Origin of the sequence: Lentzea kentuckyensis (genome assembly GCF_002150765.1) — a bacterium.
In the GTDB taxonomy this organism is placed as follows: domain Bacteria; phylum Actinomycetota; class Actinomycetes; order Mycobacteriales; family Pseudonocardiaceae; genus Lentzea; species Lentzea kentuckyensis.
The window spans coordinates 60,445-87,400 of record NZ_MUYM01000048.1 but is presented as its reverse complement, the minus strand read 5'-3'; the positions used below and the strand labels follow the sequence as shown (position 1 = coordinate 87,400).

The following is a 26,956-nucleotide window of genomic DNA, read 5'->3' as shown; positions in this document are numbered from 1 at the left end:
GCTCGTGCAGCGGCGGCAGTCGATCCAGGAGCATCATGTCTTCTTCCGCCATGAACCGCCGCAGGCTGCTGCAGGCCGCGGGCGTCGCCGCCCTCGCGACCGCCGTGCCCGCGCTGGTCCCCTCGCTGACGCCAGTTGCCGGGGCCGCGCTGGTACCGCCGGTGCGCGACGACATCGGCGCGTCGGCGTTCTCGTTCGACCTGGGCCAGGTCCGGCTGACGGCGAGCCGGTGGCTGGACAACCAGGACCGGACGCTGGAGTACCTGCGGTTCATCGACGTGGATCGGCTGCTCTACAACTTCCGCGCCAACCACCGGCTGTCGACCAACGGAGCGGTGGCGTGTGGTGGCTGGGAGGCCCCGAACTTCGATTTCCGGACCCACAGCAACGGGCACTTCCTCAGCGCGTGGGCCAACGCCTGGGCGGTGCTCGGTGACACCACCTGCCGGGACAGGGCGAACCAGATGGTCGCGGAGTTGGCCAAGTGCCAGGCGAACAACGCCGCGGCGGGGTTCAACACCGGGTACCTGTCCGGGTTCCCCGAGTCGGACTTCGACCTGCTGGAGGGAGGCAGGCCCAAGGGTGTGCCGTACTACTGCCTGCACAAGACGTTGGCGGGTCTGCTGGACGTGTGGCGCTACATCGGCAACACCGAGGCGCGCGACGTGCTGCTGCGGTTCGCGGGCTGGGTGGACTGGCGCACCGCCCGGCTGACCACCGCCCAGATGCAGGCCACGCTGCAGACGGAGTTCGGTGGCATGAACGCCGTTCTCACCGACCTGTACCAGCAGACGGGCGACTCCCGGTGGCTGATCGTCGCGCAACGGTTCGACCACGCCGTGGTGTTCGATCCACTGGCCGCCAACCAGGACCGGCTGAACGGCCTGCACGCCAACACGCAGGTGCCCAAGTGGGTTGGCGCGGCGCGTGAGTACAAGGCCACCGGTACCACCCGCTACCACGACATCGCCCGCAACGCGTGGGACATCACCGTCGGCGCGCACACCTACGTGATCGGGGGCAACAGCCAGGCCGAGCACTTCCGCGCGCCGAACGCCATCGCCGGCTTCCTGGCCAAGGACGCCGCGGAAGCGTGCAACACCTACAACATGCTCAAGCTGACCAGGGAACTGTGGTTGCTCGACCCGGACAAGTCGTCCTACTTCGACTTCTACGAACGCGCGTTGCTCAACCACCTGCTGGGCCAGCAGGACCCCGGCAGCAGCCACGGCCACGTCTGCTACTTCACCGCGCTCAATCCCGGCGGCCGCAGGGGAGTAGTGGGTCCCGCGGTGGGAGGCGGCAGTTTCAGCACCGACTACGGCACTTTCTGGTGCTGCCAGGGCACCGCGCTGGAGGTCAACACCCGCCTGGCCGACTCCATCTACTTCCACAACGGCACCACGCTGACCGTGAACCTCTACACGGCCTCGGTGCTCAACTGGGCGTCCCGCGGGATCACCGTCACCCAGACCACGAACTTCCCGGTGAGCGACACCACCACCCTGACCGTGACGGGCAACGCGAGCGGCTCGTGGACCATGCGCCTGCGCATCCCCGCGTGGACGAGCGGCGCGACCGTCAGCGTCAACGGCGTTGCCCAGAACATCACCGCCACACCAGGCACTTACGCGAGCCTGACCCGTTCGTGGGCCACAGGCGACACCGTCACCGTGCGGCTGCCGATGCGGGTGGTCCTGCAACCCGCCAACGACAACCCCGAAGTCGCCGCGATCACCTACGGCCCCGTGGTGCTGGCCGGCAACTACGGCGACACCGTGTTCAGCACGCTCCCGTCTCTCAACCCCGCATCCATCATCCGCACCAGCACCTCGGCGTTGACGTTCACCGCTTCGGCCGACGGGGCGACGGTCGGCCTCGGCCCGTTCTACAACGCCCACGGGTTCAACTACACCGTCTACTGGAACACGGGGAACAGTTCCAACGCGGGCTACCGGCTGTTCAACGCCGCCAGCGGCCTGGTGCTCGGCGTCCGCACCATGTCCACTTCGGACGGCGCGGACGCCCTGCAATGGGGTGACAACGGCACCGCCGACCACAACTGGCAGCTGGTGCCCGACGGTACCGCGGTCCGGCTGCGCAACCTCAACAGCGGCAAGGTCCTGGGCGTGGACCAGATGTCCACAGCGGACAACGCCCGTGTCCTGCAGTGGGCGGACAACGGCACCGCCGACCACCGCTGGACGATCGTCGACAACGGCGACGGCACCCACAAGCTCCGCAACGCCAACAGCTCCAAGATGCTGGGCATCCTCAACGGGTCCACCGCTCAGGGCGCCCAGGCGGTCCAGGACCCGGACAACGGCGGTGCGGACAACAACTGGCGGTTCGTGCCCACCGGCGCCCGGCGCGTCCAGAACCTGGGCAGCGGTCTCCTCCTCGGGGTGCAGAACATGTCCACTTCGGACGGTGGCCTGGTGATCCAGTGGGACGACAACGGCACCGCCGACCACCTGTGGACCGCCGTGCTCGACCCCGACGGCTACTTCCGCCTGCGCAACAGCAACAGCGGCAAGGTCCTCGGCGTCGAGGGCGCGGCCACCGGCAACGGCGCCCGCGTCCAGCAGTGGGCCGACAACGGCGCTGTCGACCACAAGTGGCGCCTGCGTTACGGCACGGGCGGCTACTTCCGCATCCAGTGCGCCAACGGCGGCCGGGTCCTCGGCATCAGCGGCGCGTCCACCACCAGGGGCGCGCAAGTGGTGATCTGGGACGACAACGGCACCAACGACCACCTGTGGCGCTTCGTCTGATCCCGTAGACGCCGGCGGACCGGGCTCAGGCCCGGTTCGCCGACCGCCTGCGCAGCAGGAACACGAGGACCACGAGTACGGCGAGCACACCGGCCGCGGAAAGCCACCACCACGGCCAGAAGCTCGACAGGACCGCGGCCGGCGATGAGGTGGCGTCCTGCCCTGTCGCAACGGAATCGCCCGTCAGCGCAACGTCGTTGCCGTCACCGCCGCGGTAGGTGAGGTGAAGCCCACCGACCGCGGCGCCCTCGGGCAGGCCGTCGAAGGTGCCGCTGATCTGGCCGGTGCCTTGGTTGTCGATGATGACGCCAGGTCCGTGCGCGGCGTCTGGCTCGAAGGTGCCCGCGAGTGTCACCGCGCCGGTGACGCTCATCCGGGTCGCGCTCAGCCGCGCCCCGGGCCGTTGGGTGTAGGCGCCGCGCACGGTCAGTCCGTCGGCGGCGACCTTTCCGGCGTTGTCCAGCAAGCCCTCCACGGTGCCGGTGGCCCGCAACGTGCCCGAGGGCTCCACGGTGAGCTGCCGCGCCTGGACGGACCCGGTCAGCGCGACCGTTCCCTCCCGGACGGACCAGGGGACGTCCGGCGTCGTGTGCGAACCGGTGAGGGTGAGCGTTTCGGGGCCGGTCTTGGTGACGCCGCCGGCCGCGGTGATGGTGCCGCCGAACGTCGTGGCGGTCGCGGCGTGGACGGTGAGGGCACGGCCGGCCGTCACCGTGCTGCCCTGGACACCGGAGAGGTTGTTGATCGTCTGGTCACCGGCCTTGGTGAGGTCCAGCGTCGCCCCGGTCGCCGGCAGGTCGACCGCCGCGCTCGCGGCGAGGGTGCCGCCGGTGACCGCGAGCGTGCCCGCCCGCACCGTCGTCCTGCCGGTGTAGGTGAGGCCACCGGTCAGGGTGGTGACGGCCGGACCGGCCTGCGTCACCGAACCCGTGCCGCTGATCCGGGCGAGCTCGACGCCTTGGGTGGCGTTCTGCGTGATCAGCTCGCCGTTGTCGACGATCTTGCCGGTGCGCAGCAGCGAGCTGTCGCCCTGCGGGCTGCCGTCGCCCAGCCGCAGCGAGGCGCCGGCACCGATCGTCGTGTCACCGTCGTAGTTCTGCGGCGCGGTGAAGGTGACCGCGTTGCCGGGGGTCGGCGCGATGACGACACCGCCGCGACCCACGTCCGCCATCGTGTCGTGGTACTTGCCGCCCGAGATGGGCGCGTCCAGGGTGACCGGACCGTTGTAGTCGAACGTCAGCATGCTGCGGGTGCCGTTGCCCTCCGCGTGCATGTTGATGTAGACGGTGTTCTCGTTGCCAGGCAGGAAGAAGCGGTTGTTCGTGCCGTCGCCCCAGGTCACCGTGGCGCCTTCGATGTTGATACCGCGCTTGTTGTCGCGGTGCGGCACGGTGGCGAAGTTCCTGGCCGGGTCGCTGAGCGCGGGGTCGGTGTCCGATCCGTTGTCCGACCAGCTGTACACGCCCGACATCCGCACCACGCCGGAGCCCCAGGTGTGGAAGTTGATGTCGTTGCCGTAGTACTGCGAGTAGATGTCGGCGGCGTCGGTGATCACCTCCTTGTCCGGCGCGTTGTGGATGAACGAGCCCTGGTTGACCACCTTGCGCACGTGCGGCAGGGCGGTCAGGTAGTGCAGGCTGCCGTAGTCCGCGCCCGTGCCGACGTAGAGCGTGCCCGTGAACGGGTGCGTGCCCGGCAGATCGATGCCGGGCCAGGTGCCCCTCCGTTGCTTGACGAGGCCGGACCCGCTGATGACACCCAGGTTCAGCCGCCGGCGCAGCGCCAGGTCCAGGGCGCCGTCGACCTGGTGGTTGAGCGTGTTCAGCGCCAGTTCGGGCACCTGGGTGACATGTGCGATGGAGCCGTCGGCGCCCGACCCGTCGCCGTACTGGAGGGTCGCGCCGCGTTGCACGATCACGGCGGGCGGGTCGGGGTTCTCGATCCTGTTGACCGGGTGGTTGCCGCCCGCGGTGACGACCTTCTGCCGGCGGCGGCCGCTCGGCAGCGCGAAGTCGCTGTTCTTGACCAGCACCAGGGTGCCGGTCCCGCCGACGGTGAAGGTTCCCTCGCCGGTGATCACACCCGTGTAGGTGGTGACGCCACCGGGCAGTCGCACGACAGCGTCCCCGCTGAGCGTCACGTTCCGGTTCGCCCGGATGTCGGCGGTGACGTCTCTGCCACCGGGTTGCGCGACCGCACTCGGTGAACAGAGGGCGGCGAGGAGAACCGCGGTCACCACTGCCGAAACCGAGCAGCCGTCATGCCGTGCGCGCACGTGGGGGACTCCGTTGTTAGCGTTCACATTCAAAGCGCGGTCAGTTTTCGTGGCCTCCGCGGCGGTGTCAAGGCGGCTCACCTTCGTCCCGAGCTGCCACTTGCGCATCGCTGAACGCATGTTCAATACTCTGAACATGCGTTCAGCCTCTGACCTCAGTGCGCGAGCTCGCATCCGGGACGCGGCACTGGCGCGCTTCGGCGTCGACGGCGTCGACGGCGTCGCGGGCAGCTCCGTGCGGCCGGTTGGTCGGCGGGGATCCGGCCGAGACCGCCATGGCCGTACGTGGCGCACGAGCCGGACTGGAGATGCTCACCGGCGGGCTGTTCACCGACGACCGCTGGCTCAGGGCGTTCACGGCGGTGGACGGGCGTTGATCGTCACACATGGGGATATGGAAGAGATCGGGGAGCATCCACAATGGATCTGAAGGAAGCGGTGGCCAAGGCGTTCCGGATGGACGAGGAAGCCTGGCGGCGGCACGCGAACCCGTGGAGCGTGTGGACGCGGTTCGCCGCGATTCCGTTGATGCTGCTGGCGATCTGGAGCCGCACGTGGATCGGCTGGTGGTGCCTGGTGCCGATCGCGGCCGTGGTCGCGTGGCTGTTCGTGAACCCTTCGGCGTTCCCGCCGGTCGAGCCGCGCGGCTGGGTCGCCCGGGGCATCTACGGCGAGCACGAGTGGGTGCGCGACAAGTCGCTGGTGCCGCCGCATCACCTTGTCGTGCTGAGGATTCTGGTGGTGCTCGGCCTCGCCGGGGTCGGCCTCATGGTCTGGGGACTGGTGCGGCTCGACGTGTGGCCGACGATCTTCGGGACGACGTTGCTGGTCGTGCCGCAGCTGTGGCGGATCGACCGCTTCGGCTGGCTGTGGGAACGGGCCGAGCGGCGCGACGGGGTGATCACGGGTTAGCGTCGCGCTGTTCCGCAGCACTGAGCGCCTGGCCAGAACTCCTGTCCGGAACATCCGTGCCAGCTGGTGCCGAGTGGCGTCTGCAAGGACTGTGGATGAATGGCCTTGTTGGTAGTAGCAAAGTGCCTGTTGATGTTGAGTTGGTGGTACTTGCAGACGCCATCGGGGCCGGACACGACTTCCGGCGGGCTGCTTAGATCGCGAGGTGGACGTGGTTGCGGTGGGCGGCCCAGGTCGTGGCGCCCCAGAACGACGACGGCACCTTCTTGCCGCCCTTGACCGAGGCTCCCGGGTTGTGGATCAGCTCCGCCAGATCGCCCAGGTGGGTGCGCAGGGCCCAGTCGCAGAATCTGCGCATCGCCTGCTCCGTACCCGAGATGTCGGCGGCGCGATGGCTGTAGTGGTACGAGCCGGGCGCATGCACCCGATGGACAGGACCCCACCGGCTCGGCGCGCCGGGTGCGTCGCATTCGGCCACGCGCAGGCCGAAGTGGTTCTCCGCGAACAGGCAGGCTCGAACGAGGAGTGACAGCGCCGCCGCCTCCGCGGACAGCGTGTCACCGCTCGGATCCTGCGGAAGTTCGTGCCTGCTGTCCGCGTCGCCGACGCTCAGGGAGAACTCGTCCAGCTTCAGGCCGTCGTCGTGCATTGGTGCCTCCTGGGGATCGTGGAGGAGGTCTCGTGCACTACACGTCGTTGGCCTGTTCGGTCGCGTTACCGGGTGCGAACCTGTGGCAAACGGCTCAGCCCGGCACCTCGTCCAGGTATGCCTGGGCCTGCAGCGTGAACAGCTCGGCGTACCCGGCCCTGGCGGCCATCAGCTCCTCGTGCGTCCCGTATTCGGCGACCTTTCCGTGCTCCAGCAACAAGATCCGCTCGGCCTGCCGCACGGTGGAGAACCGGTGCGAGATGTACAGGGTCGTCCGGCCTTCCGACAGCTCCCGCAGTCGTGAGAACAGGTCGTGCTCGGCCCGTGCGTCGAGCGCCGAGGTCGGTTCGTCGAGCACGAGGATCGGCGCCTCCCGCTGGAACGCCCTGGCCAGCGCGATCTTCTGCCACTCACCGCCCGACAGGCTGACGCCCTGGTCGAACCAGCGGCCGAGCGGGCTGTCGTAACGCTGGGGGAGTCGTTCGATCCGCTCGTCCGCACCGGCGCGGCGGGCCGAGTCCTCGATGTGCGGGCGGTCTTCGAGCCGCGCCAGGTCGCCGAGGCCGATGTTCTCCGCGGCTGTGCCCTGGTACGTCACGTAGTCCTGGAACATCGCGCTGATCCGTGTGCGCAGGTCGACCGGGTCGTACTCGCGGATGTCGACGCCGTCGAGCAGGATGCGGCCGGCGGTCGGGTCGTAGAGCCGGCAGAGGAGCTTGAACAACGTCGACTTGCCCGCGCCGTTGCGGCCCACCACCGCCACCGTCTCGCCGGGCCGGATCTCGAAACTCACGTCGTCCAGCGCGGGCTCCTCGGCGCCGGGGTAGCTGAAGGTCACCGAGTCGAACTCGATGTGACCCTCCACTGTGGACGGCATCGGTCGTGGTGCCGCCGGCGCGGTGATCTCCGGCTTCGTGTCCAGGAACCGGTACAGCGTGTCGAGGTAGAGGTTGTTCTCGTACATCCCGGAAAACGCCGTGAACAGCCCGGACACCGACGTCTGCACGGACGCCGCCGCGGCCGTGTACAGCGCCAGGTCGCCCAGCGTGAGCCGGCCGCCGACCGCTTCCAGCGCGATGTACAACGTGATCGCCGAACCCGCGAGCGTGCTCAGCAGCCCCCAGGAGGTCGAGCTGATGTTGCGATTGATCGTCAGCTTCCGCTGCCGCTCGTAGGAGACGGTGCCGAGCCGGCGGAACCGGTCGACGAAGTACGGGCCGAGCCCGAACAGCTTCGTCTCCTTGGCGTAGGTGTCCGTCGTGACCAAAGAGGACAGGTAGTCCATCCGGCGCTTGATCGGCGACATCATGAAGGTCAGCCAGAACGCGCGCGAGCCGTACCTCGACTGCGAGATGAACGCCGGGATCGGCGCCACCAGCGCGACCAGGGCCAGCAGCGGGCTGATCGAGACGAGCAACGCGACCATGCTGCCGAACGTGATCAGTGTCCGCACGAGCCCCAGCGCGGAGTTCATCATCGACAACGGCCGCGTCGGCGCTTCCTGTGCGGCCTGACGCAGCATGTCGTAGGACGTCGAGCCCTCGAAGTACGCGAGGTGCAGTTCGCTGGCGTGCGCCATCACCCGGTGGCGGATGGTCAGTGTCATGCGTTCCTGCAGCAGCGACTGCGCGATCGACGTCAGCGCGCTGCTGATCGCGGACGCGGCGAGCACGCCGAACTGGAATAAGGCGATGTTCGCGATGTCACGCGTGGTGCCGGTGTGCTGGATCGCCGCGACGACGGAGTCCAACAGCAGCTTCGCGATGTACGCGGTCACGGTCGGCAGGAGCCCCGACAGCAGCGTGATCAGCGCCAGGAGGATCGTGAGGATCGGGCTGGCCTGCCACGTCAGTTTCGCGACCTTCGGCAGACCGCGGACGGTGCCCGCCACGGACGTCCTCGCGCGCTTCAGCCGGGAGCGCAGGTCCTTCGGTTCGTCGTCCGGCTTCGGTTCGGGAATGTCGACCGGTCCGGTGAGCCCGCTCTCCGGCACCGTCGAGGCGCGGCGCCGGCGGCCGCGCCGGCCCAGCATGAACTCGATGCCGCCCCCGCCGCCCGGCATCATCCGGCCTCCACGGCGCCGTGCAGGAAGAAGTCGACCACCTGGCGCGTGGTGGGCGCGTCGTCCGACGCCATCCGGCGGCCGCCGAACAACAAGGTCAGGAAGAGGCCGGCGAGCTGCTCGGGCGGCAGCCGCAGCCGATCCTGCTCCGGCGTGAACAGGTCGACCATCGCGGCACGAATGGCGGCCATCGACTCACGCCGCCCGCCCTTGTTCTTCTGGCGCTGTTCGGGGTCGCGGTGCTTGATCCGGCCGGACGCGTGCAGCGCGCCCATCAGCGCGCCCATCCGCTCGAGGTGCGCGCCGAGTGCTTCGGCGGCTTCGACGAGCCGGTCCGCCAGCGGTTGGTCGACGGGGATCTCGGCGATCGCGTCGAGCACGTGATCGGGCCTCAGCGCCTCGGCCGTGCAGGCGTCGAACAGCTCGTCCTTGTCCTTGAACGCGCGGAAGATCGTGCCCTCGCCGATGCCGGCGGCGCGGGCGATCTGGCTGCTCGTCACGTTCGCGCCGTGCTCGATCAGGAGGGGCAGCACGGCGTGCACGATCATGGCGCGCCGGTCCTCGGCGCTCATGCCCGGCGCTCTTCGCCGGGTTTCTGATGCTGGTGTCATGCGCCCATAGTGCGGAGTGAGCGCTCACTCCGTCAAGTGAGTATGCCGGTAGCCCGTGGTCGAGCCCCGTGGATGAAGGGACCCTTCATCGACCTGAGGTGGATGAAGGGTCCCTTCATCCACAACCGGGAGCACAACCAAGCCGCGACAACCTACTAGCGATCCAGCCTGCCGGGCTCTCCCGCGTCGCTGCGGCGCACCAGCCAGGCCTCGGTGATGTGGGTGAACATGGCCTCGGCGGCACCGGCCGGGTCGTGCGCCGCGATGCGTTCGCAGATGGCGCGGTGGCCCTGGTTCGAGGCCGCGCACAGCCGGCGGTCGGTGCGGCCCGTGTAGCGGGCGGTGTTGAAGACCTGACTCTCCAGCGCGCGCACCACGCCTCTGGCGATCCGGTTGCCGGACGCCCGCATGATCGTGTCGTGGAACGCGTGGTCGTGCTTCCGGTACGCGACGGGATCGCCCACCACCTGGTCCATGAGATCGACGAGAGCGCGCAGCTCCTCGACCGTCGCCTCGTCGGCGGTGCGTGCGGCGACCTCGGCCATGTCCGACTCGAGCAGCCGGCGGGTGACCACGAGGTCGTCCAGCACGCCCAGCGTCTCGTCCTCGGCGACCACCGCCCCCAGCACGACCTCGTCGAGCATGTTCCACGTCGACTGCGGGGTGACCATCGTGCCCGCGCCCTGGCGCACCTGGACCAGACCCTTCTCCTGCAGGACCTTCACGGCTTCGCGGATCACGGTCCGGCTCACCGAGAACGACTCGCACAGCGCGGGCTCGGGCGGCAGCGAGGTGCCGGGCGGATGATCACCGCGCACGATGCGCCCCACGAGCTCGGTGGTGACCGCGCCGGCCAGGTTCATCGGCCGGTGCACCCAGCTCGGGGCTGTGGGCGCACTCCTGATCGGCCGCTGGCCTGATGCCGTCATTCTTCCTCCGCGTTGATTGCGTGACGTCGAGTCTAACCTCAATCGGGCATTGACGTAATACGTCATACGACTTACGTTCAGCTCACTTCGTCCGGGCCCTCGCCGCCCGGCCACCGTCTCGGGAAGTGAGCAGCGATGAAGCAGCGCACCCTGTGTTCCGCGGTCCTGGTGGTGGGACTGACGCTGACAGCCGGTTGTGGCAGCGCCTCCGGTCCGGGCTCGTCGTCCGGTGGTTCCGGCGACAAGCTCGTGGTCTGGGACTGGAAGTCGGGCGACCCGAAGGCGGCGGGCTATGTGCAGAAGGCGAAGGACGACTTCGCGAAGAAGCATCCCGGCGTGAACGTCGAGTTCGTGGCTCAGCCGTTCGACCAGTACTACACGTTGCTCGGCGCGGCCATCCAGTCCGGCAAGGGGCCGGACGTCATGCTGTTCAACGGCGGCGGCCAGATTCGCGACCGCTCGGACGCGCTCGCCCCGCTGGACTCCTATGTGGCCGACGACCGGCAGCGGCTGGCCGGTTGGGACGCGTTCACCAAGGCGGGCAAGGTCTACGCCGAGCCGGTGACGCTGCAGGGGCACCCGATCTACTACAACAAGGACCTCTACCAGAAGGCCGGTCTCAACCCCGACGCGCCCGCGAAGACGTGGGACGACTTCGTGAAGAACTGCGGTGCCGTCACCCAGAAGACCGGGGCGAAGTGCTTCGCGCTGGGCAACAAGGAGGGCATCGGCATCCAGTTCTGGTTGTCCGCCTTGGGTTCCGCTGTGCTGACTCCGCAGGAGTACGACGACTGGATCGCGGGGAAGCGGAACTGGTCCTCGGCGAACGTCAAGAAGATCTTCGAGCTCTGGAAGCAGGCCGGTGACTCCGGGCTCAACACCGACGGCGCCAACTCCACCGCGATGTTCAACGACGCGTTCGCGGCCTTCAACTCGGGCAAGGCGGCCAACGTCATCGGCCTGATGTCCGATGTGGGGCACTGGAAGGACTTCGCCGAGTTCCTCACCGCGGAGAAGGTCGGCGTCACGCAGGCGCCCGTGATCAATCCCGCGGCGAAGCCGAGTCTGCCGTTCGACGGCGGCATCGGCTACGCGGTGGCGAAGTGGACCAAGGACCCGAAGCTGGCGGCGGATCTCGTGCGATCGCTGACGTCCACCGAGGCACTCAAGGCGTTCTACCTCGACGGTGGCGCGATCGCGTCCGACACCACGATCGACACCTCCGCCGGTGGCCCGGCCGTCAAGACCATCGTCTCGGAGGTCAAGACCGGCAAGCCCGCCCTGCACGTCGCCCTGGGGTCCAAGACGATCGACCTCATGGGGCGCCTCTCCCAGCAGTTGCTCAGCGGCTCGATCACGGTGGACGAGGTGCTGCAGCAGCTGGCCGCCTCCGACAAGACCGGCTGATCGACGTGGCCGCACAGTCCTTGTCCACTGTGGACGCGGCGCCCACCGCGTCCACAGTGGAGGCCGCCGGTGTCACGTCGCCACGGCGCAACCGCGGGGGATCACGGGCCGAGCGGTTCGCGCCCCTGGTACTGCTGGCGCCGGCCATCCTGATCATCGCGGGGCTGCGGCTGTGGCCGCTGGTGCTCGGGATCAACTTCTCCTTCACCGGCGACGGCGACCGCGACGGCATGATGGTCGGTTTCGACAACTACCTGACGCTGCTGGGTGATCCGCTCTTCCGCACCGCGTTGCGCAACGTGGGCCTGCTCGTGGTGCTGTTGCCGGTCGCGGTGGCGATCCCCGGTCTGCTCGCGACGTTCATCTACCTGAAAGTGCCGGGGCACCGCGTCTACCGCGGCGTCTACTTCTTTCCCGCCGTGCTGTCGCCGGTGATCGTCGGCGCGATCTTCAACCTGCTGCTGGCGTTCGACGGTCCGCTCAACGCGGTGCTCGCCGGTGTGGGCATCGGGCCGGTGGACTGGCTCGGCGATCCCGATGTGGCGATCTTCGCGGTCGTCGGGGTGCACGTCTGGGCGACGTTCGGCATGGCGCTCGTGGTCTTCCTGGCCGGGTTCGCGACCCTCGACGCGTCGTTGCTGGACGCCGCGAAGGTGGACGGCGCGTCGTTCGCGCAGACCGTCCGGCACGTGATCGTCCCCGGCCTGTCGCGGACCATCCAGTTCGTCTTCGTGACGACCATGATCGGCATGCTGACGTCGATGTTCGGCCTGCTGTACGTGATGACCAGCGGCGGGCCGGAGGGGTCGACCTACCTGCCCGAGTACTACGTCTGGATCCAGCAGGGACAGATGAACCAGCCCGCGCTCGCCTCCGCGGCGTCCACGGCGCTGTTCCTGATCATGCTCGTGGTGGGACTGGCCCAGATCGGCATCCTGCGACGCACGGGCAAGGAGGACTGATGTCCAGGTCGACCAGATGGGTCGTCGCGGTCCCGATGGCCGCGCTCGCACTGGCCACGATCTACCCGCTGGTGTTCACCACCAACGTCGCCATGAAGACCCGGCGCGAGTACGTCCTCGACCGGTTCTCCCTGGCCGACTCGCTGAGCCTGGACAACGTCGTCAAGGCGTGGACGACCGTCGGGATGTCCCGCTATTTCCTCAATTCGGTGATCGTCGTGGCGTTCTCGGTGGCGCTGCTGCTGTTGTTCGGGTCGATGGCGGGTTTCGCGTTGGCCCGGTTGAAGTTCCGCGGTTCGTCCACGCTCTTCCTGGGCGTTCTCGCCGCGTTGTTCATCCCGTTCCAGGTGATCATGGTGCCGCTGGCGCGGATCATGGCGGACACCGGTCTCGTCGACACCTACCCGGGACTGGTGCTCGCCTACGTGGCGCAGTTCCTGCCGTTCACGATCTTCCTGCTGACCAGCTACTACTCGACCGTGCCACCGGACATCGTCGACGCCGCGCGCATCGACGGGAACACGGTCTACGGGGTCTACTGGCGGATCATGCTCCCGATCGGGACGCCCGCGCTGTTGTCCGTCGGTGTGCTCAACGCGCTGTTCTGCTGGAACGACGTGCTCATCTCGTTGCTGATGATGCCGTCCGCGGAGCACCGCACGCTCATGGTCGGCGTGACGTCGTTGCGCGGCCAGTACTCCGACGACATTCCGACGTTCGCGTCCGGTGTGCTGATCGCCGCGATCCCGGTCCTGGTCGTCTACCTGTTCCTGCAACGCCAGATCGCCGACGGTGTCACCGCCGGGTCCACGAAGGGCTGACATGCGCATCACCGGTCTGCGGACCCTCACCACGGTTCAGAACTGGGGCCGCCCGGTCGGCGACGCCAACGGTGTCTACGCCGACGGTCTCGTCCGGGTCCCACTAGTCGTCGTGGAGACCGACTCCGGCATCAGCGGCGTCGGGCTCGGCCCGCACGTGGAGGTCGAAAGCATCTTCGCCGCGATCGAGGGCGAGGATCCGCGGGCCGTCTCGGCGCTCTACGACCGGATGCTGCGCCGGACGTTCAAGGCGGGCCACGCCGGCGCGGTGTTCGGCACGATCGGCGCCATCGACACCGCGTTGTGGGACATCAAGGCCCAGGCCGCGGGAGAACCGTTGTGGCGGTTGCTCGGCGGCCGCGACCGCCGCGTGCCCGCCTATGCCTCGGCGCTGGACATCGCGCTGGACGACACGGAGTTCGTCGCGGTGTACCAGGCCTACGCCGACCTCGGCCTGCGCGCGGCGAAGATCAAGGGCGGTCTCGACGTCGAGCACGACCGGTACCGCCTCAGCCTGGTCCGCGACGTCCTGGCCAAGTCCTGCCGCGGCGCGCGGCCGAGCCTGATGCTCGACGTCAACGAGACCTGGACCCGCAAGCAGGCGGTCCGGTACGTGAGCGAACTCGAACGCACCCTCGACCTCACCTGGATCGAGGAACCGGTCCGGCGCTGGGACGTGGAAGGCCACGCGGCGGTCGGCCGCGGCATCCGCGCCTCGGTCGCCACCGGCGAGAACCTCACCGGCCTCGAACAACACCGGGCGCTCATCGCCGCCGGGGCAGTGGACATCGTGCAGACGGCCGCCGTCTGGGGCATCACCCACTTCCTGCGCGTCGCCACCCTCGCGCACGCGCACGACCTGCCGGTCAGCCCCATCGGCACGACACCGGCCGGTCTGCTGCACGCTGCGACGTCAGTGCCCAACCACCTGGTGAGCGAACTGCAGGATCTGCGGCCACCGCTGGGCGTCTCGGTGGACCTGCGCGTCGAGGGCGGCGCCTACGTCCTCGGCGACAGTCCCGGCCTGGGTGTACGCATCGACGAGGAGACGATCGCCGCGTCGAGCCACCTGCTGCCCGATCCGCTGGCCGGCGGTTCGCACATCCGGCCCGAACGCGCCGGGCGCCGCCTGCACGCGATCGAGGCGGGCAGCGAGCCCGAGAACGCCGTGCTCAACGCGTGACCACCTGCCCGAACGCTGCCGAGGAGAAGCACATGACCGACACCCAGCGCTACGGCATGGTGATCCGCCTACGGCCGGAACGACGTGAGGAATACCTGCGGCTGCACGCCGATGTGTGGCCCGCCGTCGAGCAAACGCTGCTCGACGCGAACATCCGCAACTTCAGCATCTTCCTGCACGGCGACCTGCTCTTCGGCTACTACGAGTACATCGGCGACGACCACGACGCCGACCAGACCCGGATCGCCGCCGATCCCGAGACGCAGCGCTGGTGGACGTTCACGGACCCGTGCCAGGAGTCGCTGGCCCCGGCCGGGTCCGGTCACTGGTGGGCGCCGATGCGGGAGGTGTGGCACCTGAACGACCCGCAGCCTCCGCTACTGGACCGCTGAGCGGCGCCAGCGCTGGTTCGCGCCGCCGTTGCACGTCCACTGGATGAGCTTGGTCCCGCTCACCTTGCTCAACGACGGGACGTCGAGGCACTTGCCGCTGACGCGGTTGACGAGTGACACGGTCGTCGCGTCGGCGTCCCGGACGGTCCACTGCTGGTTGTCGCTGTTGTCGCACGGCGACTGGACCACGTTCGTGCCGTCCACTGTGGAACCGCCGGGCACGTCCAGGCACGAGCCGGAGGCCCGGTTGACGACCTCGACGTGACCGCTCGTCCTGGTGCGGAGCTGCCAGTGCTGGGACTGGGCGGCCGACGGGGTCGCCTGCTGCACGGCGGATCCCGAGGTGTCGAGCCGCAGATCGCTGTGCTGCGCGGTGAACGTCGCGAACGGGCCCACCCCGCCGGATGTCTGGGTGACCGTGCGGATCGTGCCGTCGGCGTTGTAGTAGAGGCGGTCCATCACGACAGACCGCTTGTACTCACCGCCGCCCGCGCGGGCGTTCTTGTGATAGGCGATGTACGACTGGCCTTGGTACTCGAAGATCGAGTGGTGGTTCGTGCTGACGTTGACGTAGTCGAGGATCACGCCGCGGTAGGTGAACGGGCCCAGCGGGGACGTGCCGGTGGCGTAGTGGATCTGTCCCGGCCAGCCGGTCGAGTACGAGAAGTAGTAGGTGCCGCCGACCTTGTGCAGGTGCGGTGCCTCGCCGTACTGGGTCGAGCCGGTCAGGCGGACGTCCTCGATGGGCCCGGTCGTGGACGTCATGTCCGCGCCCAGTCGCACCACCTTCGGCGTGCGGGTGCCGAAGTACAGGTAGGACGAGCCGTCGGTGTCGGTGAAGATCATCGGGTCGATCGGTTCGGCACCGACGTTGGTGTCGCGGGCCTTGTCGATCAGGGCGCTGCCCCTGGCGTCGGTGAAGGGCCCCTGCGGTGACGACGAGACGGCGACACCGATCTTGGTCCGGTCCACCGGCAGGTAGAGGTAGAAGCGCCCGTTCCCGGCCGCCGCACCGGGAGCCCAGGCGTACTGGCTCGCCCAGGAGAAGCCGCCCCGGATCGAGAAGATGTCACCGTGGTCGGTCCAGTCGACCAGGTTCGACGACGAGTAGGACCGCCACGAGTTCGAGTCCCAGTAGGTGCCGCTGTTCGTCTGGTCGTCGGTGACGTAGAGGTGCACCCGCCCGTTGAACACGTGCGCGGACGGATCCGCGACGAAGCGGTCGGGGATGATCGGGTTGGCGGCGCTGGCCGGCTGGGCACCGCTCACCAGAGCGGCACCGACGAGCGTGCACAGGGCGAGCAGGGTTCGTCCGCGGCGGTTGTGTCCACTGTGGATCGTCCTTTTCACTGACTGATCAGTCCATTCCGCGCGATGCGCAGTCGTGAGTGTGTTTTCAGGCCAGTGGCGCGGTCACGGTGAACGAGGCGTCGTTGGCGAACGCCGCGTCGGACGTGCGCCAGTCGACGCGCATCTCGAAGCCGTAGTGGCGCAGGAAGCGGCCGGGGTGGGAGTAGGACTCGAACGACGTGCTGCCGCCGCCCGCGAGGCCGGCGCGACCGCAGAACGTGGCGTCGCGGGCGAACACCGGGTCGCCGGTGTTGGTGTCCAGCCGGATGCGGAAGTCGTAGTGCCGCAGGTAGCGGTCGGGGAAGTTCACCGACCGCAGCGAGTAGCAGCCGGCGTTCGCGAGGCCTGCCACGACGGTGAAGGTCGCGTCCTGACGGGCGGACGCGCTGCTGGAGGAGCTCACCTGCTCGACGTAGGCCAGGTTGTCGCGATGCCGGAGGTAGCGGTCGGGGTAGTTGACCGAACGCAGCGACCGGTTGCCCGTCGCGACCGCGATGCCGTCACCGGAATCCTCGCGCAGCACCGTGAAGTGCCGGGCGGTGCCGGACAGGCCGGCCAGCTCCGTCTTGGCACCGAAGGTGTTCAGGTTCGCGCCGTCGGCGTAGAAGTAGCGCTTCTGGCCGTACTGGTCGAAGTAGATCCGCCACCGCCCGTCGGGCAGCCGCACGACCGCGGGTCCTTCGAGCCCGGAGCCCCAGCCCGCCCAGTTGCCGGTGCCGACGAACGTCCACGGCCCGTTCAGCGACGTGGCCGTGGCGTGCTCGATGTACTTGGTGGTCTCGTTCTTGAGGAAGTTGTGGTACGTCCCGCCGTCCTTGACCACGAAGCTGTCGATGTAGTTGGCCGGGATGCCGAGCGCGACCGGGCTCGTCCACGCGGACAGGTCCGCGTTCGTCGCGGTGATCCGGTACGGGCGGAACTGTCCCGCCGTCCCGGCCGTGGACGCGGAGAAGATCACGTGCACGCTGCCGTCGGAGTCCTTGAACCACTCCGGTGCCCACGTGCTGCCGGTGGCGCCGTTGAGGCCGACCCGGACGTTGCGCAGGAACGTCCAGTTCACGTAGTCGGTGCTGCGGGCGAAACCGATCGTGTCGCCAGTCCAGTTCGTCGTGTAGACGATGTAGTAGTAGCCGTCCGTGTGCCGGATGACGCTGGGATCGCGGATGAGACCGGACGGTGGCGTGTAGGCGTTGGCCCTGACCTGGGTGAAGCTGGTCGCGTTCGGGGAGTCGTAGACGTACATGTTCGACTCGCTGCTGTTGGTGAACGCGGTCATCAGGTAGTGCGGTACGGGCCCGGCGGCCGACGCGACCGGCTGGGTGGCGGCGGCGGCTGTCACGACCGTGAGCGCGGTGGTGACGGCGACCAGCAGGGACGAACGCATGAACCGGCTCCTAGCGACAGTGGGAGGCACCGGATGGTGAGCGCTAACACTATGTGGCCAGGGCCGGGCTCTTGGCAATGGTCATGTCTTGACTGGCCTGCAGCGGAGCTGGTGAAAGTGGTCGTCAGTGATCACATTAGCGTTAACAACTGGAGCCTCGGCGATTCGATCAATTCGATCCTGTCGCGTCCAGGGGCAGCAGGACCCGGAACCGCGTGTCGCCCGGCACCGACTCCACCCGGATGGCGCCGTGGTGCTTGTTGACCACGATCCGCCACGAGATCTCCAGCCCGAGTCCGGTGCCCTCGCCGACCGGCTTGGTGGTGAAGAACGGTTCGAAGATCCGGCTTTTCACCTCCGCCGGGATGCCGGGGCCGGTGTCGCCGATCTCCACGACGAGATGCCTGTCCTGCCGGAAGGTCCGCACGGTCAGCGTTCCCGAACCGTTCATCGCGCTCAGGGCGTTGTCGATCATGTTCGTCCACACCTGGTTGAGCTCGCCGGCGTACGCGGAGATGCGGGGGAGTGTGCGGTCGTACTCCTTGACGACCTGGACGTCCGCGAGCTTGCCGCCGAACATGACCAGGGTGGAGTCGAGCAGCTCGTGCACGTCGACCACCTGGAACGGGGCGCGGTCCATCTGCGAGTACTGCTTGGCCGCACCGACCAAAGTGGACACTCGGGTGGTGGCGTCCTCGATCTCGTTCATCAGCATCTCGGTCTCGACCGTGTACCTGAGCCAGTGCACGGCGGATCCGGTGACGGCCGCCGGGCACGACGTGAGCGAGCTTTCCAGCCACTCGACGTCCAGCCCGGCCGCGACCAGGACGGGCGCGACGTCCCAGCCGCCGCCGATGTCGTGGTCGTCGAGCCAGTCTGCGACCTCGTCCTCGGCGTCGCTGGCCTCCAGCGGGCTGAGCTTCGGCGCCTTGGCGACTCGTTCGACCGCCTTCTCCTGCAGCTTGACCAGGGCCGGCAGCACGGACGGGTCGATCGCTCCTTGTGCCAGCAAAGCGAGTTTGTGCCGCATTCCCGCGACCCGTTCGCGCAACGCCGCGGTGGCCCGCACGGCGGCCGCGGCCGGGTTGTTGAGTTCGTGGGTGAGGCCCGCGGACAGTGCGCCGAGCGCGGTGAGCCGTTCGTGCTGGCCCACCGTCGCCTGGGTGTTGCGCATGCCCCAGAACAGGCCCTCCAGCAGGTGCATCGCCATCGGGAACCACGTGCGGATCATCGGCCCGAACTCGTCGGCGTCGAACTGCAGCATCGACGTGGCGGTGATCGACTCGACGGTCATCTGGTAGGTCGGCTGGTCGAGCTCCAGGTAGGCCTGGGTGGCGCCGAAGTACGAGCCGCGCAGGTTGCTGCGGCTCACCTCGATCCGCTGGCCGCCGATGGTGCGGCAGAGGGCGACTGTTCCTTCGAGCAGCACGAAGAAGCACGTCGCGGGCTCGCCTTCGGTGAGCACGGGCGTGCCTGCCTCGCGGGTCTCGATGTGGCCGTGTCCGGCCAGCCAGTCCAGCTGTTCCTGGTCGAGCTTCTCGAACAGGAAGAGCTCGCGCAGTTCCGCCGCGGTGAGCCTGTCCATCACGACCTCTCCAGGTAACGGTGGACCAGGGTGACCGCCATGGCGCCCTCACCGACCGCGGACGCGACCCGCTTGACCGAGTCCGCCCGGACGTCGCCCGCCACGAACACACCGGGCACGTTCGTCTCCAGGTGGTACGGCGCCCGCGCGAGGTCCCAGCCAGGGGGTGAGCCGCCGAGGTCGGGCCCGGCGAGGAGGAAGCCGTGCTCGTCCCGTTCCAGCGTGCCGTCCAGCCAGTCGGTGCGCGGGGCGGCGCCGATGAACGCGAACAACCAACTCGCCTCGACGGATGTCGTCTCGCCGGTCTTGTTGTGCAGCAACGTCAGCGTTTCGAGGTGATCTTCACCGGTGCCGCCGCAGACCTCGGTGTGCGTGCGCACCTCGACGTTCGGGATCGCGGAGAGCTGGTCGATCAGGTACCGCGACATCGACTGCTCCAGCGAGTCGCCTCTCACCAGGATCACCACCTTGCGCGCGTGCCCGGAGAAGTAGACGGCGGCCTGACCAGCGGAGTTCGCGCCGCCGACCAGGTAGACGTCCTGGCCGGCGCAGTTCGGGCCTTCGGTGGTCGAGGCGCCGTAGTACACGCCCCGCCCGGTGAGCTCGCCCAGTCCGGGCGCGTCGAGCAACCGGTACGACACACCGGTGGCGAGGATGACGGTGTGGGCGGCCAGTTCGGTGCCGTCGCCGAACCTCACGATGCGCGCGGCTCCCCGGCGTTCGAGCGCGACGACGTCGCGAGTGGTGAGCAGCTCGACGCCGAACTTGACCGCCTGCCGGCGGGCCCGTTCGGTCAACTGCCCGCCGGACACCCCGTCGGGGAAGCCCAGGTAGTTCTCGATGCGGCTGCTGGTGCCGGCCTGGCCACCCGTCGCGATCCGTTCGACCAGGACGGTCCTCAGTCCCTCCGACCCGCCGTACACCGCGGCACCGAGCCCCGCGGGCCCGCCGCCCACGACGATCAGGTCGTAGAACTCGGCTGACGGCTGGGTGCTCAGGCCCACTTCGGCGGCGAGCTCCGCGTCGGACGGGTCGACCAGGGCCCTGCCCTGAGCCGTGACCACGACCGGCAGCGTCGTTCCGTCCTGATGCGCCGCGGTGAGCAGGCAGCGTGCCTCCGGCTCGTCGAGCGCGTGCCAGCGGAACGGAACGTTGTTGCGTGCCAGGAAGTCACGCACCTCGTACGAACGCGGCGACCAGCGGTGGCCGATCACCCGCACCCGCTGCGGTGGCTGCCGGTCGCTCACCGCCCACGCGCGCAGCTGCTCGTCGAGCACCGGATAGAGGTTCTGTTCCGGCGGATCCCACGGCTTGAGCAGGTAGTGGTCGAGGTCCACGACGTTGATCGCCTGGATCGCGGCGTCGGTGTCCGCGTACGCCGTGAGCAGCACCCGGCGCGCCTGGGGGAACACGTCCATGGCCTGTTCGAGGAACTCGATGCCGCTCATCTGCGGCATCCGGTAGTCGGCGAGCAGCGCCGCGACCTCCTCGCCGCGCAGCTTGATCTCGTGCAGTGCCTCGAGCGCCTGGGGCCCGGACTCCGCCCGCACCACGCGGTAGTGCTCGCCGTACATCCGGCGCAGGTCGCGCGCCACCGCCCGAGACACGGCCGGATCGTCGTCCACCGTGAGAATCGAAGGCCGCGCGACGCGACCGGCAGTCGTCATGCGCCCAGTCAAACACCAGAACTTGTCGATGGCAGCAATCGAGGTACCGTCGGGCCGTGACCACTACCTGCGCACACGTCGCCGAGCTGGGTCCCGAACCCGCACCCTCCACGCCGCAGGGGTGTGAGGACTGTCTGGCCGTCGGAGGCAGGTGGGTGCACCTGCGCCTGTGCCTCGCTTGCGGCAAGGTCGGCTGCTGCGACTCGTCGCCCGCGAAGCACGCCTCGAAGCACTTCGCCGACGAGGGGCACCCGATCATGCGGTCGTTCGAGCCGGGGGAGAACTGGCGCTGGTGCTTCGTGGACGACGCGATCGTGTAGGCCTTCGAGCTCTACTCGTTCCCCGGGTTCTCGGGCGACGGATCGACGAGCTGGAGAATCCAGGCGCTCCAGGCCGTGTCGGCGCGGTGTTCGGACAGTTCGAGCGCGGTGGAGATGGTCTGGATCAGGCCCGTGGCGAAGAACGTGCGCACCTGCAAGCCGTCCGCGCCCGTCAGCCGGGCGATCGAACTCATGAGCTGCAAATGCCGTCGTCGTACCGCCTCTCGCACGTCCGCGTCGGCCGCCGCCGCGAAACCCTGCAGCATCACGAGGCCGAGGGTGTGCTCACGTCGCAGGAGCTTCCGGTAAGCGTCACCCAGCGCGGCCAGGGTCGGTTCCGCGCGTTCGAACGCGGCCTCGATCTTGTCGAACGTGACGTCGACGACGTCGAGGAACAGCTGCTTCTTGGAGCCGAAGATCTGCACGATGCGCGGGTGCGAGATGCCGGCCTGCCCGGCGATGACCTCCAGGCGCCCGCCCGCCAGGCCGTTGGCGGCGAACTCGGCGATGGCCGCTTCGATGATCACCGCCCGGCGGGCCGCGGCGGGCATGCGCACGGGCGCGTTCCCGCTCACCCCTTGACGGCCTTGCCACAGATCTGGCGCTCCACGAACTTGTTGTCGTAGAGGCATCGGTAGGCGTTGATCAATCCGTCCTCGCCCAGTTCGAGTCGATCGTCACCGTGGAACTCGACGCGCTGGCCGGTATCGCTGTGAGTGCCGACGAAATGCCACGCCACCACCACCGCACGCCGGGTCACGTCGGCGTAGCAGCCGACGCGCGTGAACGCGTAGTCCGGAAAAGTCCGGCCCATCCCCGCGACGAAATCGCGGATCGAGTCCGGGCCGTACGCGGTCGCGCGCAGCGCCGGTTCGTCGTAGACGAGGTCCTCCGCGCACATTGCCGCCACCGCGTCGGCATCGTGCTCGTTCCAGGCCTTCGCCCACCGGCCGCAGAACTCCTCGACCGCGTCGATGTCGGTGGCAGCCACCTCAGCCATGATCACCATGCTGCTAACTTACAGGTAAGTAAGAAGTTGCGCCAGGGGCCGGGCGCCGCTGCCCCCTCGTCGCGTTCGACCACGCCGTCGAAGGGCGAAGTATTTCGACGCACGCGAGTTCGTGATGTGGGGCTAAATAATTCGACGCCGTTTTAGCATTCGACAATGCGTGATGCGAAACATTTGCCGCGTCTTGACGACATGGAGACCATCCTTCACAGTCTGAATGCAGGCGGTCTTTATGTCCGTATTGCTGGCGTTGACGTATTCGCTGTCGTTCAGAAGTGCGCTCGACGAAGAGGAGCACGCCCATGTTCGGTTCAGACCATCATCCGCCCACCTCGGTCCCACGAGGCCGTAGGCGTCGCGCGGCGGGCCTCGCCGCCGCGGTCGTCGTGCTGCTCGGCGGGATGGTCGCGGCGTTCAGCGCGGCCCCGGTGTCGGCGGCGACCGTCGACACCAGCGCCTGGTACGTGCTCGTGAACCGCAACAGCGGCAAGGCCTTGGACGTCTACAACTCCGCCACGAACGACGGCGCGCGGATCACCCAGTGGGCGCGCAACGACGGCAACCAGCAGCAGTGGCAGTTCGTCGATTCCGGCGGCGGCTACTACCGGCTGAAGTCACGGCTGTCGAGCAAGGTTCTCGACGTCTACAACTTCTCCACCGCGGACGGCGGCAACATCGTCCAGTGGTCCGACGGCAACGGCACCAACCAGCAGTTCCGTCTCGCCGACTCCGACGGTGGCCACGTGCGCCTGATCAACCGCAACAGCAACAAGGCGGTCGAGGTCCAGGGCGCCTCCACCGCCGACGGCGGCAACGTCGTCCAGTACAGCGACTGGGGCGGCACGAACCAGCAGTGGCAGCTCGTCCGCGTCGGCGGCGGAACGGGTCCGACCACCACGACGAGCAACCCGCCGGGCACGTGCTCGCTGCCGTCGACGTACCGCTGGTCGTCGACCGGCTCGCTGGCCAACCCGAAGCAGGGATGGGTCTCGCTCAAGGACTTCACCCACGTCATGTACAACGGCAAGCACCTGGTCTACGCGACGACGCACGACACGGGCACGCGGTGGGGTTCGATGAACTTCGGGACGTTCACGAACTGGTCCGAGATGGCCTCCGCCCCGCAGAACGGGATGAACTCCGGCACCGTCGCGCCCACGCTGTTCTACTTCGCGCCGAAGAACATCTGGGTGCTCACCTACCAGTGGGGCGGGACCGCCTTCAGCTACCGGACGTCGAGCGACCCGACCAACGCGAACGGCTGGTCGGCACAGCAGACGCTCTTCACCGGCAGCATTCCCGGCTCCGGCACGGGCCCCATCGACCAGACGCTGATCGGCGACAGCCAGAACATGTACCTGTTCTTCGCCGGTGACAACGGCAAGATCTACCGCGCCAGCATGCCGATCGGGAACTTCCCCGGCAACTTCGGCTCGTCGTACACGACCATCATGAGCGACACGCAGGCCAACCTGTTCGAAGCCGTCGAGGTCTACAAGGTCCAGGGCCAGAACCAGTACCTCATGATCGTCGAGGCGATGGGCCGCAACGGGCGCTTCTTCCGCTCGTTCACGTCCAGCAGCCTGAACGGTTCGTGGACTCCGCAGGCCGCCACCGAGAGCAACCCGTTCGCCGGCAAGGCCAACAGCGGCGCCACCTGGACCAACGACATCAGCCACGGCGACCTGATCCGCAGCAACCCCGACCAGACCAAGACCATCGACCCCTGCAACCTCCAGCTCCTCTACCAGGGCCGCGACCCCAACTCCGGTGGTGACTACGGTCTGCTGCCGTATCGGCCAGGACTGCTGACGCTGCAACGCTGAGCGGATGACGTGCGGGGCGTGCGCTGGTTCGTGAAGCGCACGCCCCGCTACAGCCAGTTGTGGCGCTGGTAGGTCGGCGGCAGGACACCGAAACCGAAGTAGTCGGTGGCGGGCAGGCTGTCGAGGAACTGGCGAGTCGAGTCGGCGAGCGGTTCCTCGTCGAAGCCGTCGAGCCGGACGACCCGGTCCGCACCGGCGGCGAGATCGGCGGCGTGCCAGCCGCACATGTCCCTGTTGTCGCTGCGGGCGAACACGATGACGTCGGCGGTCGGTGCCAGGTCGTCCTCGTCGTCCTCGTCGATCAGGTCCTCGATGAGCTCCCGATGCGTGCACATGTGCTGCGGCGCCTCGAAGTGCAGGAAGCCGCCGAACGTGCCGACTCCCGACCGCAGGTAGAGCTCGGCCAACGCGTCCGGCAGCGGCACCCCGTGCTGCTCCGCGAACACCGCGACATCAGCCGCTGTGACTACGCCACCGGTTCCGGACATCGACACCCCAGGCCACATGGCGCGCCAGCCTATCCCGGCGCGGGTCGCGGAAACGACAGGTCTGGCTTCGGTACGCTCGGACCGCCTGACGAAGGGACACGGGTGGACGACTCGCCGAAGATCGGTAGGCGTGCTCGCGCGCTGCTGGCCGCCGCGAAGGCGTTCCGCGACGAGGCGGCGGGGGTGCGCGCGGAACCGGATCGGCTGCTCGCGCTCGCCGCCGGCAAGTACCAGGCGGTCCGCGACTCGCTGGTGGCCGACCAGCTTCGCGCCATGCCGGTGGACAAGCTCCGCGACACGAAGGCGAACCTGCGGCTGAGCAAGCTGAAGGCAGCCGGCTACCGGACCGTCGCCGACGTCGCCACCGCGCGTCCGGAACAGCTCGACGGCGTGCCAGGAGTCGGCAGGCAGTCCGCCGAGCAGATCGTGCGGGTCGCCCGTGCCGTCGTCGACGGCGTCGCGCGTGACACGACCGTCCGGCTGAACCCCGACCGCGCTGACCGCGCCCAGACCGAGTTGCTGCAGCTGATGTCCAAGCTGCGCAGGGCGAACCACCTCGTCGGTCCGCTGCGCGAGCCGCTCGGCGACGTGCTGGGCAGGGTCGACGCCGACGTGCGCGCCGCGTCCCGGGCCCGCAGCCGGGTGTGGATGTTCTTCTCGTTGCGGAAGAAACGCCAGGCCGCCATCGACTCGCTCGGCCGGCTCGAGGCCCTGCTGGCCAGTCGCGACGTGGCGGCGTTGCGCGCGGTGGGCAAGCAGCTGCGCGTGCCGGACCTGGATCACCGCGCGCTGTGGCGCGACTACGAGCTCGACGCGGCCGCCTACAACACGCTCCTCGCCGACCTCGCCGGTGCGGACGCGATACCGGATCGCAGTGCCGCCAAGGGTTTCGTCCCTGCCGACATCGAGCACGAGGTCGACGCGACCACACTGGACACCAGCCTGCTGAAGGTGTCGCTGCGTGGCTACCAGGTGTTCGGGGCCAAGTTCGCGCTGGCCCGCAAACGCGTCATCATCGGCGACGAGATGGGCCTGGGCAAGACGATCGAGGCCATCGCGGTGATGGCGAGCCTCGCCGCCGGCGGGCGGCGCGGGTTCCTGGTGGTGTGCCCGGCGAGCGTCGTCGTCAACTGGGTCAACGAGATCGCGAGGCACAGCGACCTCGTGCCGCACCGGATGCACGGCGCGGGCCGCGACGGTGCGGTCGGCCAGTGGCTGGCGCAGGGCGGTGTCGGCGTGACGACGTTCGGCACGTTGCCGAAACTGGTGCTGCCGAAGAGGTTCCGCCCGGCGCTGGTCGTGGTCGACGAGGCGCATTACGTGAAGAACCCGGACACGCAACGCTCGCAGGCGGTCAACACGATCGTGCAGCGCGCGGAGCGGGCGGTGCTCCTCACCGGAACGCCGATGGAGAACCGCGTCGAGGAGTTCCGCAACCTGGTCGCCTATCTCCAGCCGGGCGTCGCGGCCCGCACGGGCACCATCGACGCCGTGGTGGGAGCGAAGGCCTTCCGCCGCGTCGTCGCACCGGTGTACCTGCGGCGCAACCAGGAGGACGTGCTGGGGGAGTTGCCGGAACTGCTGGAGATGGAGGACTGGGTCGAGTTCGGCAAGCAGGACCGCCGCGCGTACCTCGACGCGGTGCGCGAGGGCAACCTGATGGCCATGCGCCGCGCCGCCTACACGCCCGGCACACCCCGCGGTTCGGCGAAGCTGGAGCGGCTGCTGGAGATCATCGAGGAGTCGCGGGACAACGGCTGGAAGGTCGTGGTGTTCTCGTACTTCCACGACGTGCTGGACGCGGTCGCGGAACACGTCGAGGTCTTCGGCCCCCTGACCGGCGCGACCTCAGCGCAGGGCCGCCAACAACTGGTGGACGCCTTCACCGCGTGCGAGGACCACGCCGTGCTGCTGGCCCAGATCGAGGCGGGCGGCGTGGGCCTCAACATCCAGGCCGCGTCCGTGGTGATCATCGCCGAGCCGCAGTGGAAGCCGAGCACGGAGGACCAGGCGATCGCCCGTTGTCACCGGATGGGCCAGGTCCGCAAGGTCCACGTGCACCGGTTGCTGGTCAAGGACAGTGTGGACGCGCGCGTGCAGGAGATCCGCGACCACAAGACCCTGCTGTTCGACCACTACGCGCGCGAAAGCGATACGAAGCACTCACACGCGAGCGCGCTGGATTCAGCGGTGTCGGTGGAGCAGCGAGTGGTGCAGGCCGAACAGCAGCGCCTTGGGCTCTAGTAGTGCTTTGTCGGGTCCGGAGGGACGGACTTCCGCGACAGCGGGCACAGGCGACCCCGGTGGTCGCGCTCTCACGAGCTGCACCTGTAAGTTGGTTGTAGTTACG

23 protein-coding genes are annotated in these 26,956 nt (G+C 68.5%); 11 read left to right on the top strand and 12 right to left on the bottom strand.

Translation table 11 applies throughout. From position 1 onward, the window contains the following. Nucleotides 1-35: 35 nt before the first annotated feature. Nucleotides 36-2,774 carry a beta-L-arabinofuranosidase domain-containing protein gene (locus B0F77_RS22720; RefSeq protein WP_086664968.1) on the top strand — a complete coding sequence of 913 codons (2,739 nt, stop codon included), beginning with the start codon at nucleotides 36-38 and terminating at the stop codon, nucleotides 2,772-2,774. Between the two features lie 25 nt (nucleotides 2,775-2,799). Here B0F77_RS22720 and B0F77_RS22715 read toward each other — a convergent pair whose 3' ends face one another. Further along, nucleotides 2,800-5,049, bottom strand: a complete 2,250-nt coding sequence (locus B0F77_RS22715) for a hypothetical protein (protein WP_245848554.1) — start codon at nucleotides 5,047-5,049, stop codon at nucleotides 2,800-2,802. Nucleotides 5,050-5,207: 158 nt separating this feature from the next. Between B0F77_RS22715 and B0F77_RS49090 the strand changes: the two genes are divergently transcribed. Further along, on the top strand, nucleotides 5,208-5,426 hold the full coding sequence (locus tag B0F77_RS49090) for a hypothetical protein (protein WP_211293937.1): 219 nt from the start codon (nucleotides 5,208-5,210) through the stop codon (nucleotides 5,424-5,426). A gap of 43 nt (nucleotides 5,427-5,469) precedes the next feature. Further along, nucleotides 5,470-5,961, top strand: coding sequence for a DUF6653 family protein (locus tag B0F77_RS22705; protein ID WP_086664967.1), 492 nt, complete (start codon nucleotides 5,470-5,472; stop codon nucleotides 5,959-5,961). Between the two features lie 193 nt (nucleotides 5,962-6,154). On the opposite strand, the gene B0F77_RS22700 is transcribed toward B0F77_RS22705, so the two are convergent. The 4 genes from B0F77_RS22700 to B0F77_RS22685 form a co-directional block, all read right to left on the bottom strand. Continuing rightward, nucleotides 6,155-6,610 (bottom strand): hypothetical protein, encoded by a 456-nt coding sequence (locus B0F77_RS22700; protein ID WP_086664966.1) that lies wholly within the window; start codon nucleotides 6,608-6,610, stop codon nucleotides 6,155-6,157. Nucleotides 6,611-6,704: 94 nt separating this feature from the next. Next, complete coding sequence (locus B0F77_RS22695; protein ID WP_086665002.1) at nucleotides 6,705-8,651, bottom strand: ABC transporter ATP-binding protein; 1,947 nt, start codon at nucleotides 8,649-8,651, stop codon at nucleotides 6,705-6,707. 20 nt (nucleotides 8,652-8,671) lie between these two features. Then, the gene (locus tag B0F77_RS22690) at nucleotides 8,672-9,244 is read right to left on the bottom strand and encodes a TetR/AcrR family transcriptional regulator (protein WP_086664965.1); all 573 of its coding nucleotides are present in this window, start codon (nucleotides 9,242-9,244) and stop codon (nucleotides 8,672-8,674) included. Nucleotides 9,245-9,438: 194 nt separating this feature from the next. Then, entirely contained in the window at nucleotides 9,439-10,212 is a 774-nt protein-coding gene (locus B0F77_RS22685; RefSeq protein WP_086664964.1) for a FadR/GntR family transcriptional regulator, read from the bottom strand. A gap of 135 nt (nucleotides 10,213-10,347) precedes the next feature. Here B0F77_RS22685 and B0F77_RS22680 point away from each other — a divergent pair, with 135 nt between their 5' ends. From B0F77_RS22680 to B0F77_RS22660, 5 genes are read left to right on the top strand one after another with little or no spacing between them, the layout of a single operon-like run. Further along, nucleotides 10,348-11,619, top strand: coding sequence for an ABC transporter substrate-binding protein (locus B0F77_RS22680; RefSeq protein WP_086664963.1), 1,272 nt, complete (start codon nucleotides 10,348-10,350; stop codon nucleotides 11,617-11,619). Between the two features lie 5 nt (nucleotides 11,620-11,624). Next, entirely contained in the window at nucleotides 11,625-12,581 is a 957-nt protein-coding gene (locus tag B0F77_RS22675) for a carbohydrate ABC transporter permease (RefSeq protein ID WP_245848550.1), read from the top strand. Beyond that, nucleotides 12,581-13,402, top strand: coding sequence for a carbohydrate ABC transporter permease (locus tag B0F77_RS22670; protein ID WP_086664962.1), 822 nt, complete (start codon nucleotides 12,581-12,583; stop codon nucleotides 13,400-13,402). Before B0F77_RS22675 ends, B0F77_RS22670 begins: the two co-directional genes overlap by 1 nt. A gap of 1 nt (nucleotide 13,403) precedes the next feature. Beyond that, the gene (locus B0F77_RS22665) at nucleotides 13,404-14,585 is read left to right on the top strand and encodes a mandelate racemase/muconate lactonizing enzyme family protein (RefSeq protein WP_086664961.1); all 1,182 of its coding nucleotides are present in this window, start codon (nucleotides 13,404-13,406) and stop codon (nucleotides 14,583-14,585) included. A 32-nt stretch (nucleotides 14,586-14,617) separates the two neighbouring features. Beyond that, entirely contained in the window at nucleotides 14,618-14,977 is a 360-nt protein-coding gene (locus B0F77_RS22660; protein ID WP_086665000.1) for an L-rhamnose mutarotase, read from the top strand. On the opposite strand, the gene B0F77_RS48035 is transcribed toward B0F77_RS22660, so the two are convergent. From B0F77_RS48035 to B0F77_RS22640, 4 genes are all read right to left on the bottom strand, one after another. After that, nucleotides 14,963-16,327, bottom strand: coding sequence for an RICIN domain-containing protein (locus B0F77_RS48035; RefSeq protein WP_158102793.1), 1,365 nt, complete (start codon nucleotides 16,325-16,327; stop codon nucleotides 14,963-14,965). The two genes, B0F77_RS22660 and B0F77_RS48035, sit on opposite strands and share 15 nt — an antisense overlap. A 46-nt stretch (nucleotides 16,328-16,373) precedes the next feature. Further along, the gene (locus tag B0F77_RS22650) at nucleotides 16,374-17,711 is read right to left on the bottom strand and encodes a glycoside hydrolase family 43 protein (protein WP_086664960.1); all 1,338 of its coding nucleotides are present in this window, start codon (nucleotides 17,709-17,711) and stop codon (nucleotides 16,374-16,376) included. Nucleotides 17,712-17,880: 169 nt separating this feature from the next. Further along, complete coding sequence (locus B0F77_RS22645) at nucleotides 17,881-19,296, bottom strand: ATP-binding protein (protein ID WP_086664959.1); 1,416 nt, start codon at nucleotides 19,294-19,296, stop codon at nucleotides 17,881-17,883. Continuing rightward, nucleotides 19,296-20,963, bottom strand: coding sequence for an NAD(P)/FAD-dependent oxidoreductase (locus tag B0F77_RS22640; protein WP_086664958.1), 1,668 nt, complete (start codon nucleotides 20,961-20,963; stop codon nucleotides 19,296-19,298). Before B0F77_RS22640 ends, B0F77_RS22645 begins: the two co-directional genes overlap by 1 nt. Before the next feature lie 56 nt (nucleotides 20,964-21,019). Between B0F77_RS22640 and B0F77_RS22635 the strand changes: the two genes are divergently transcribed. Further along, the gene (locus B0F77_RS22635) at nucleotides 21,020-21,283 is read left to right on the top strand and encodes a ubiquitin carboxyl-terminal hydrolase 14 (protein WP_086664957.1); all 264 of its coding nucleotides are present in this window, start codon (nucleotides 21,020-21,022) and stop codon (nucleotides 21,281-21,283) included. An 11-nt stretch (nucleotides 21,284-21,294) separates the two neighbouring features. Here B0F77_RS22635 and B0F77_RS22630 read toward each other — a convergent pair whose 3' ends face one another. After that, nucleotides 21,295-21,858 carry a TetR/AcrR family transcriptional regulator gene (locus tag B0F77_RS22630; protein WP_245848548.1) on the bottom strand — a complete coding sequence of 188 codons (564 nt, stop codon included), beginning with the start codon at nucleotides 21,856-21,858 and terminating at the stop codon, nucleotides 21,295-21,297. Then, nucleotides 21,855-22,283 (bottom strand): nuclear transport factor 2 family protein, encoded by a 429-nt coding sequence (locus tag B0F77_RS22625; RefSeq protein ID WP_086664999.1) that lies wholly within the window; start codon nucleotides 22,281-22,283, stop codon nucleotides 21,855-21,857. Before B0F77_RS22625 ends, B0F77_RS22630 begins: the two co-directional genes overlap by 4 nt. Before the next feature lie 311 nt (nucleotides 22,284-22,594). Between B0F77_RS22625 and B0F77_RS22620 the strand changes: the two genes are divergently transcribed. Beyond that, nucleotides 22,595-24,118: a non-reducing end alpha-L-arabinofuranosidase family hydrolase gene (locus B0F77_RS22620; RefSeq protein WP_143466859.1), complete on the top strand. Its 1,524-nt coding sequence runs from the start codon at nucleotides 22,595-22,597 to the stop codon at nucleotides 24,116-24,118. 47 nt (nucleotides 24,119-24,165) lie between these two features. Here the strand turns inward: B0F77_RS22620 and B0F77_RS47250 are convergent, their stop codons facing one another. Next, on the bottom strand, nucleotides 24,166-24,624 hold the full coding sequence (locus tag B0F77_RS47250) for an SMI1/KNR4 family protein (RefSeq protein ID WP_143466858.1): 459 nt from the start codon (nucleotides 24,622-24,624) through the stop codon (nucleotides 24,166-24,168). An 84-nt stretch (nucleotides 24,625-24,708) separates the two neighbouring features. Between B0F77_RS47250 and B0F77_RS22610 the strand changes: the two genes are divergently transcribed. After that, the gene (locus tag B0F77_RS22610) at nucleotides 24,709-26,850 is read left to right on the top strand and encodes a DEAD/DEAH box helicase (RefSeq protein WP_143466857.1); all 2,142 of its coding nucleotides are present in this window, start codon (nucleotides 24,709-24,711) and stop codon (nucleotides 26,848-26,850) included. Nucleotides 26,851-26,956 lie beyond the last annotated feature (106 nt).

What these genes read in the sequence shown, in the direction of transcription:
- B0F77_RS22720 (WP_086664968.1), top strand. Translation starts at nt 36, where the DNA reads ATGTCTTCTTCCGCCATGAACCGCCGCAGGCTGCTGCAGGCCGCGGGC.
- B0F77_RS22705 (WP_086664967.1), top strand. Translation starts at nt 5,470, where the DNA reads ATGGATCTGAAGGAAGCGGTGGCCAAGGCGTTCCGGATGGACGAGGAA.
- B0F77_RS22700 (WP_086664966.1), bottom strand. Translation starts at nt 6,610, where the DNA reads ATGCACGACGACGGCCTGAAGCTGGACGAGTTCTCCCTGAGCGTCGGC.
- B0F77_RS22690 (WP_086664965.1), bottom strand. Translation starts at nt 9,244, where the DNA reads ATGAGCGCCGAGGACCGGCGCGCCATGATCGTGCACGCCGTGCTGCCC.
- B0F77_RS22685 (WP_086664964.1), bottom strand. Translation starts at nt 10,212, where the DNA reads ATGACGGCATCAGGCCAGCGGCCGATCAGGAGTGCGCCCACAGCCCCG.
- B0F77_RS22680 (WP_086664963.1), top strand. Translation starts at nt 10,348, where the DNA reads ATGAAGCAGCGCACCCTGTGTTCCGCGGTCCTGGTGGTGGGACTGACG.
- B0F77_RS22670 (WP_086664962.1), top strand. Translation starts at nt 12,581, where the DNA reads ATGTCCAGGTCGACCAGATGGGTCGTCGCGGTCCCGATGGCCGCGCTC.
- B0F77_RS22665 (WP_086664961.1), top strand. Translation starts at nt 13,404, where the DNA reads ATGCGCATCACCGGTCTGCGGACCCTCACCACGGTTCAGAACTGGGGC.
- B0F77_RS22660 (WP_086665000.1), top strand. Translation starts at nt 14,618, where the DNA reads ATGACCGACACCCAGCGCTACGGCATGGTGATCCGCCTACGGCCGGAA.
- B0F77_RS22650 (WP_086664960.1), bottom strand. Translation starts at nt 17,711, where the DNA reads ATGCGTTCGTCCCTGCTGGTCGCCGTCACCACCGCGCTCACGGTCGTG.
- B0F77_RS22645 (WP_086664959.1), bottom strand. Translation starts at nt 19,296, where the DNA reads ATGGACAGGCTCACCGCGGCGGAACTGCGCGAGCTCTTCCTGTTCGAG.
- B0F77_RS22640 (WP_086664958.1), bottom strand. Translation starts at nt 20,963, where the DNA reads ATGACGACTGCCGGTCGCGTCGCGCGGCCTTCGATTCTCACGGTGGAC.
- B0F77_RS22625 (WP_086664999.1), bottom strand. Translation starts at nt 22,283, where the DNA reads ATGGCTGAGGTGGCTGCCACCGACATCGACGCGGTCGAGGAGTTCTGC.
- B0F77_RS22620 (WP_143466859.1), top strand. Translation starts at nt 22,595, where the DNA reads ATGTTCGGTTCAGACCATCATCCGCCCACCTCGGTCCCACGAGGCCGT.
- B0F77_RS47250 (WP_143466858.1), bottom strand. Translation starts at nt 24,624, where the DNA reads ATGTGGCCTGGGGTGTCGATGTCCGGAACCGGTGGCGTAGTCACAGCG.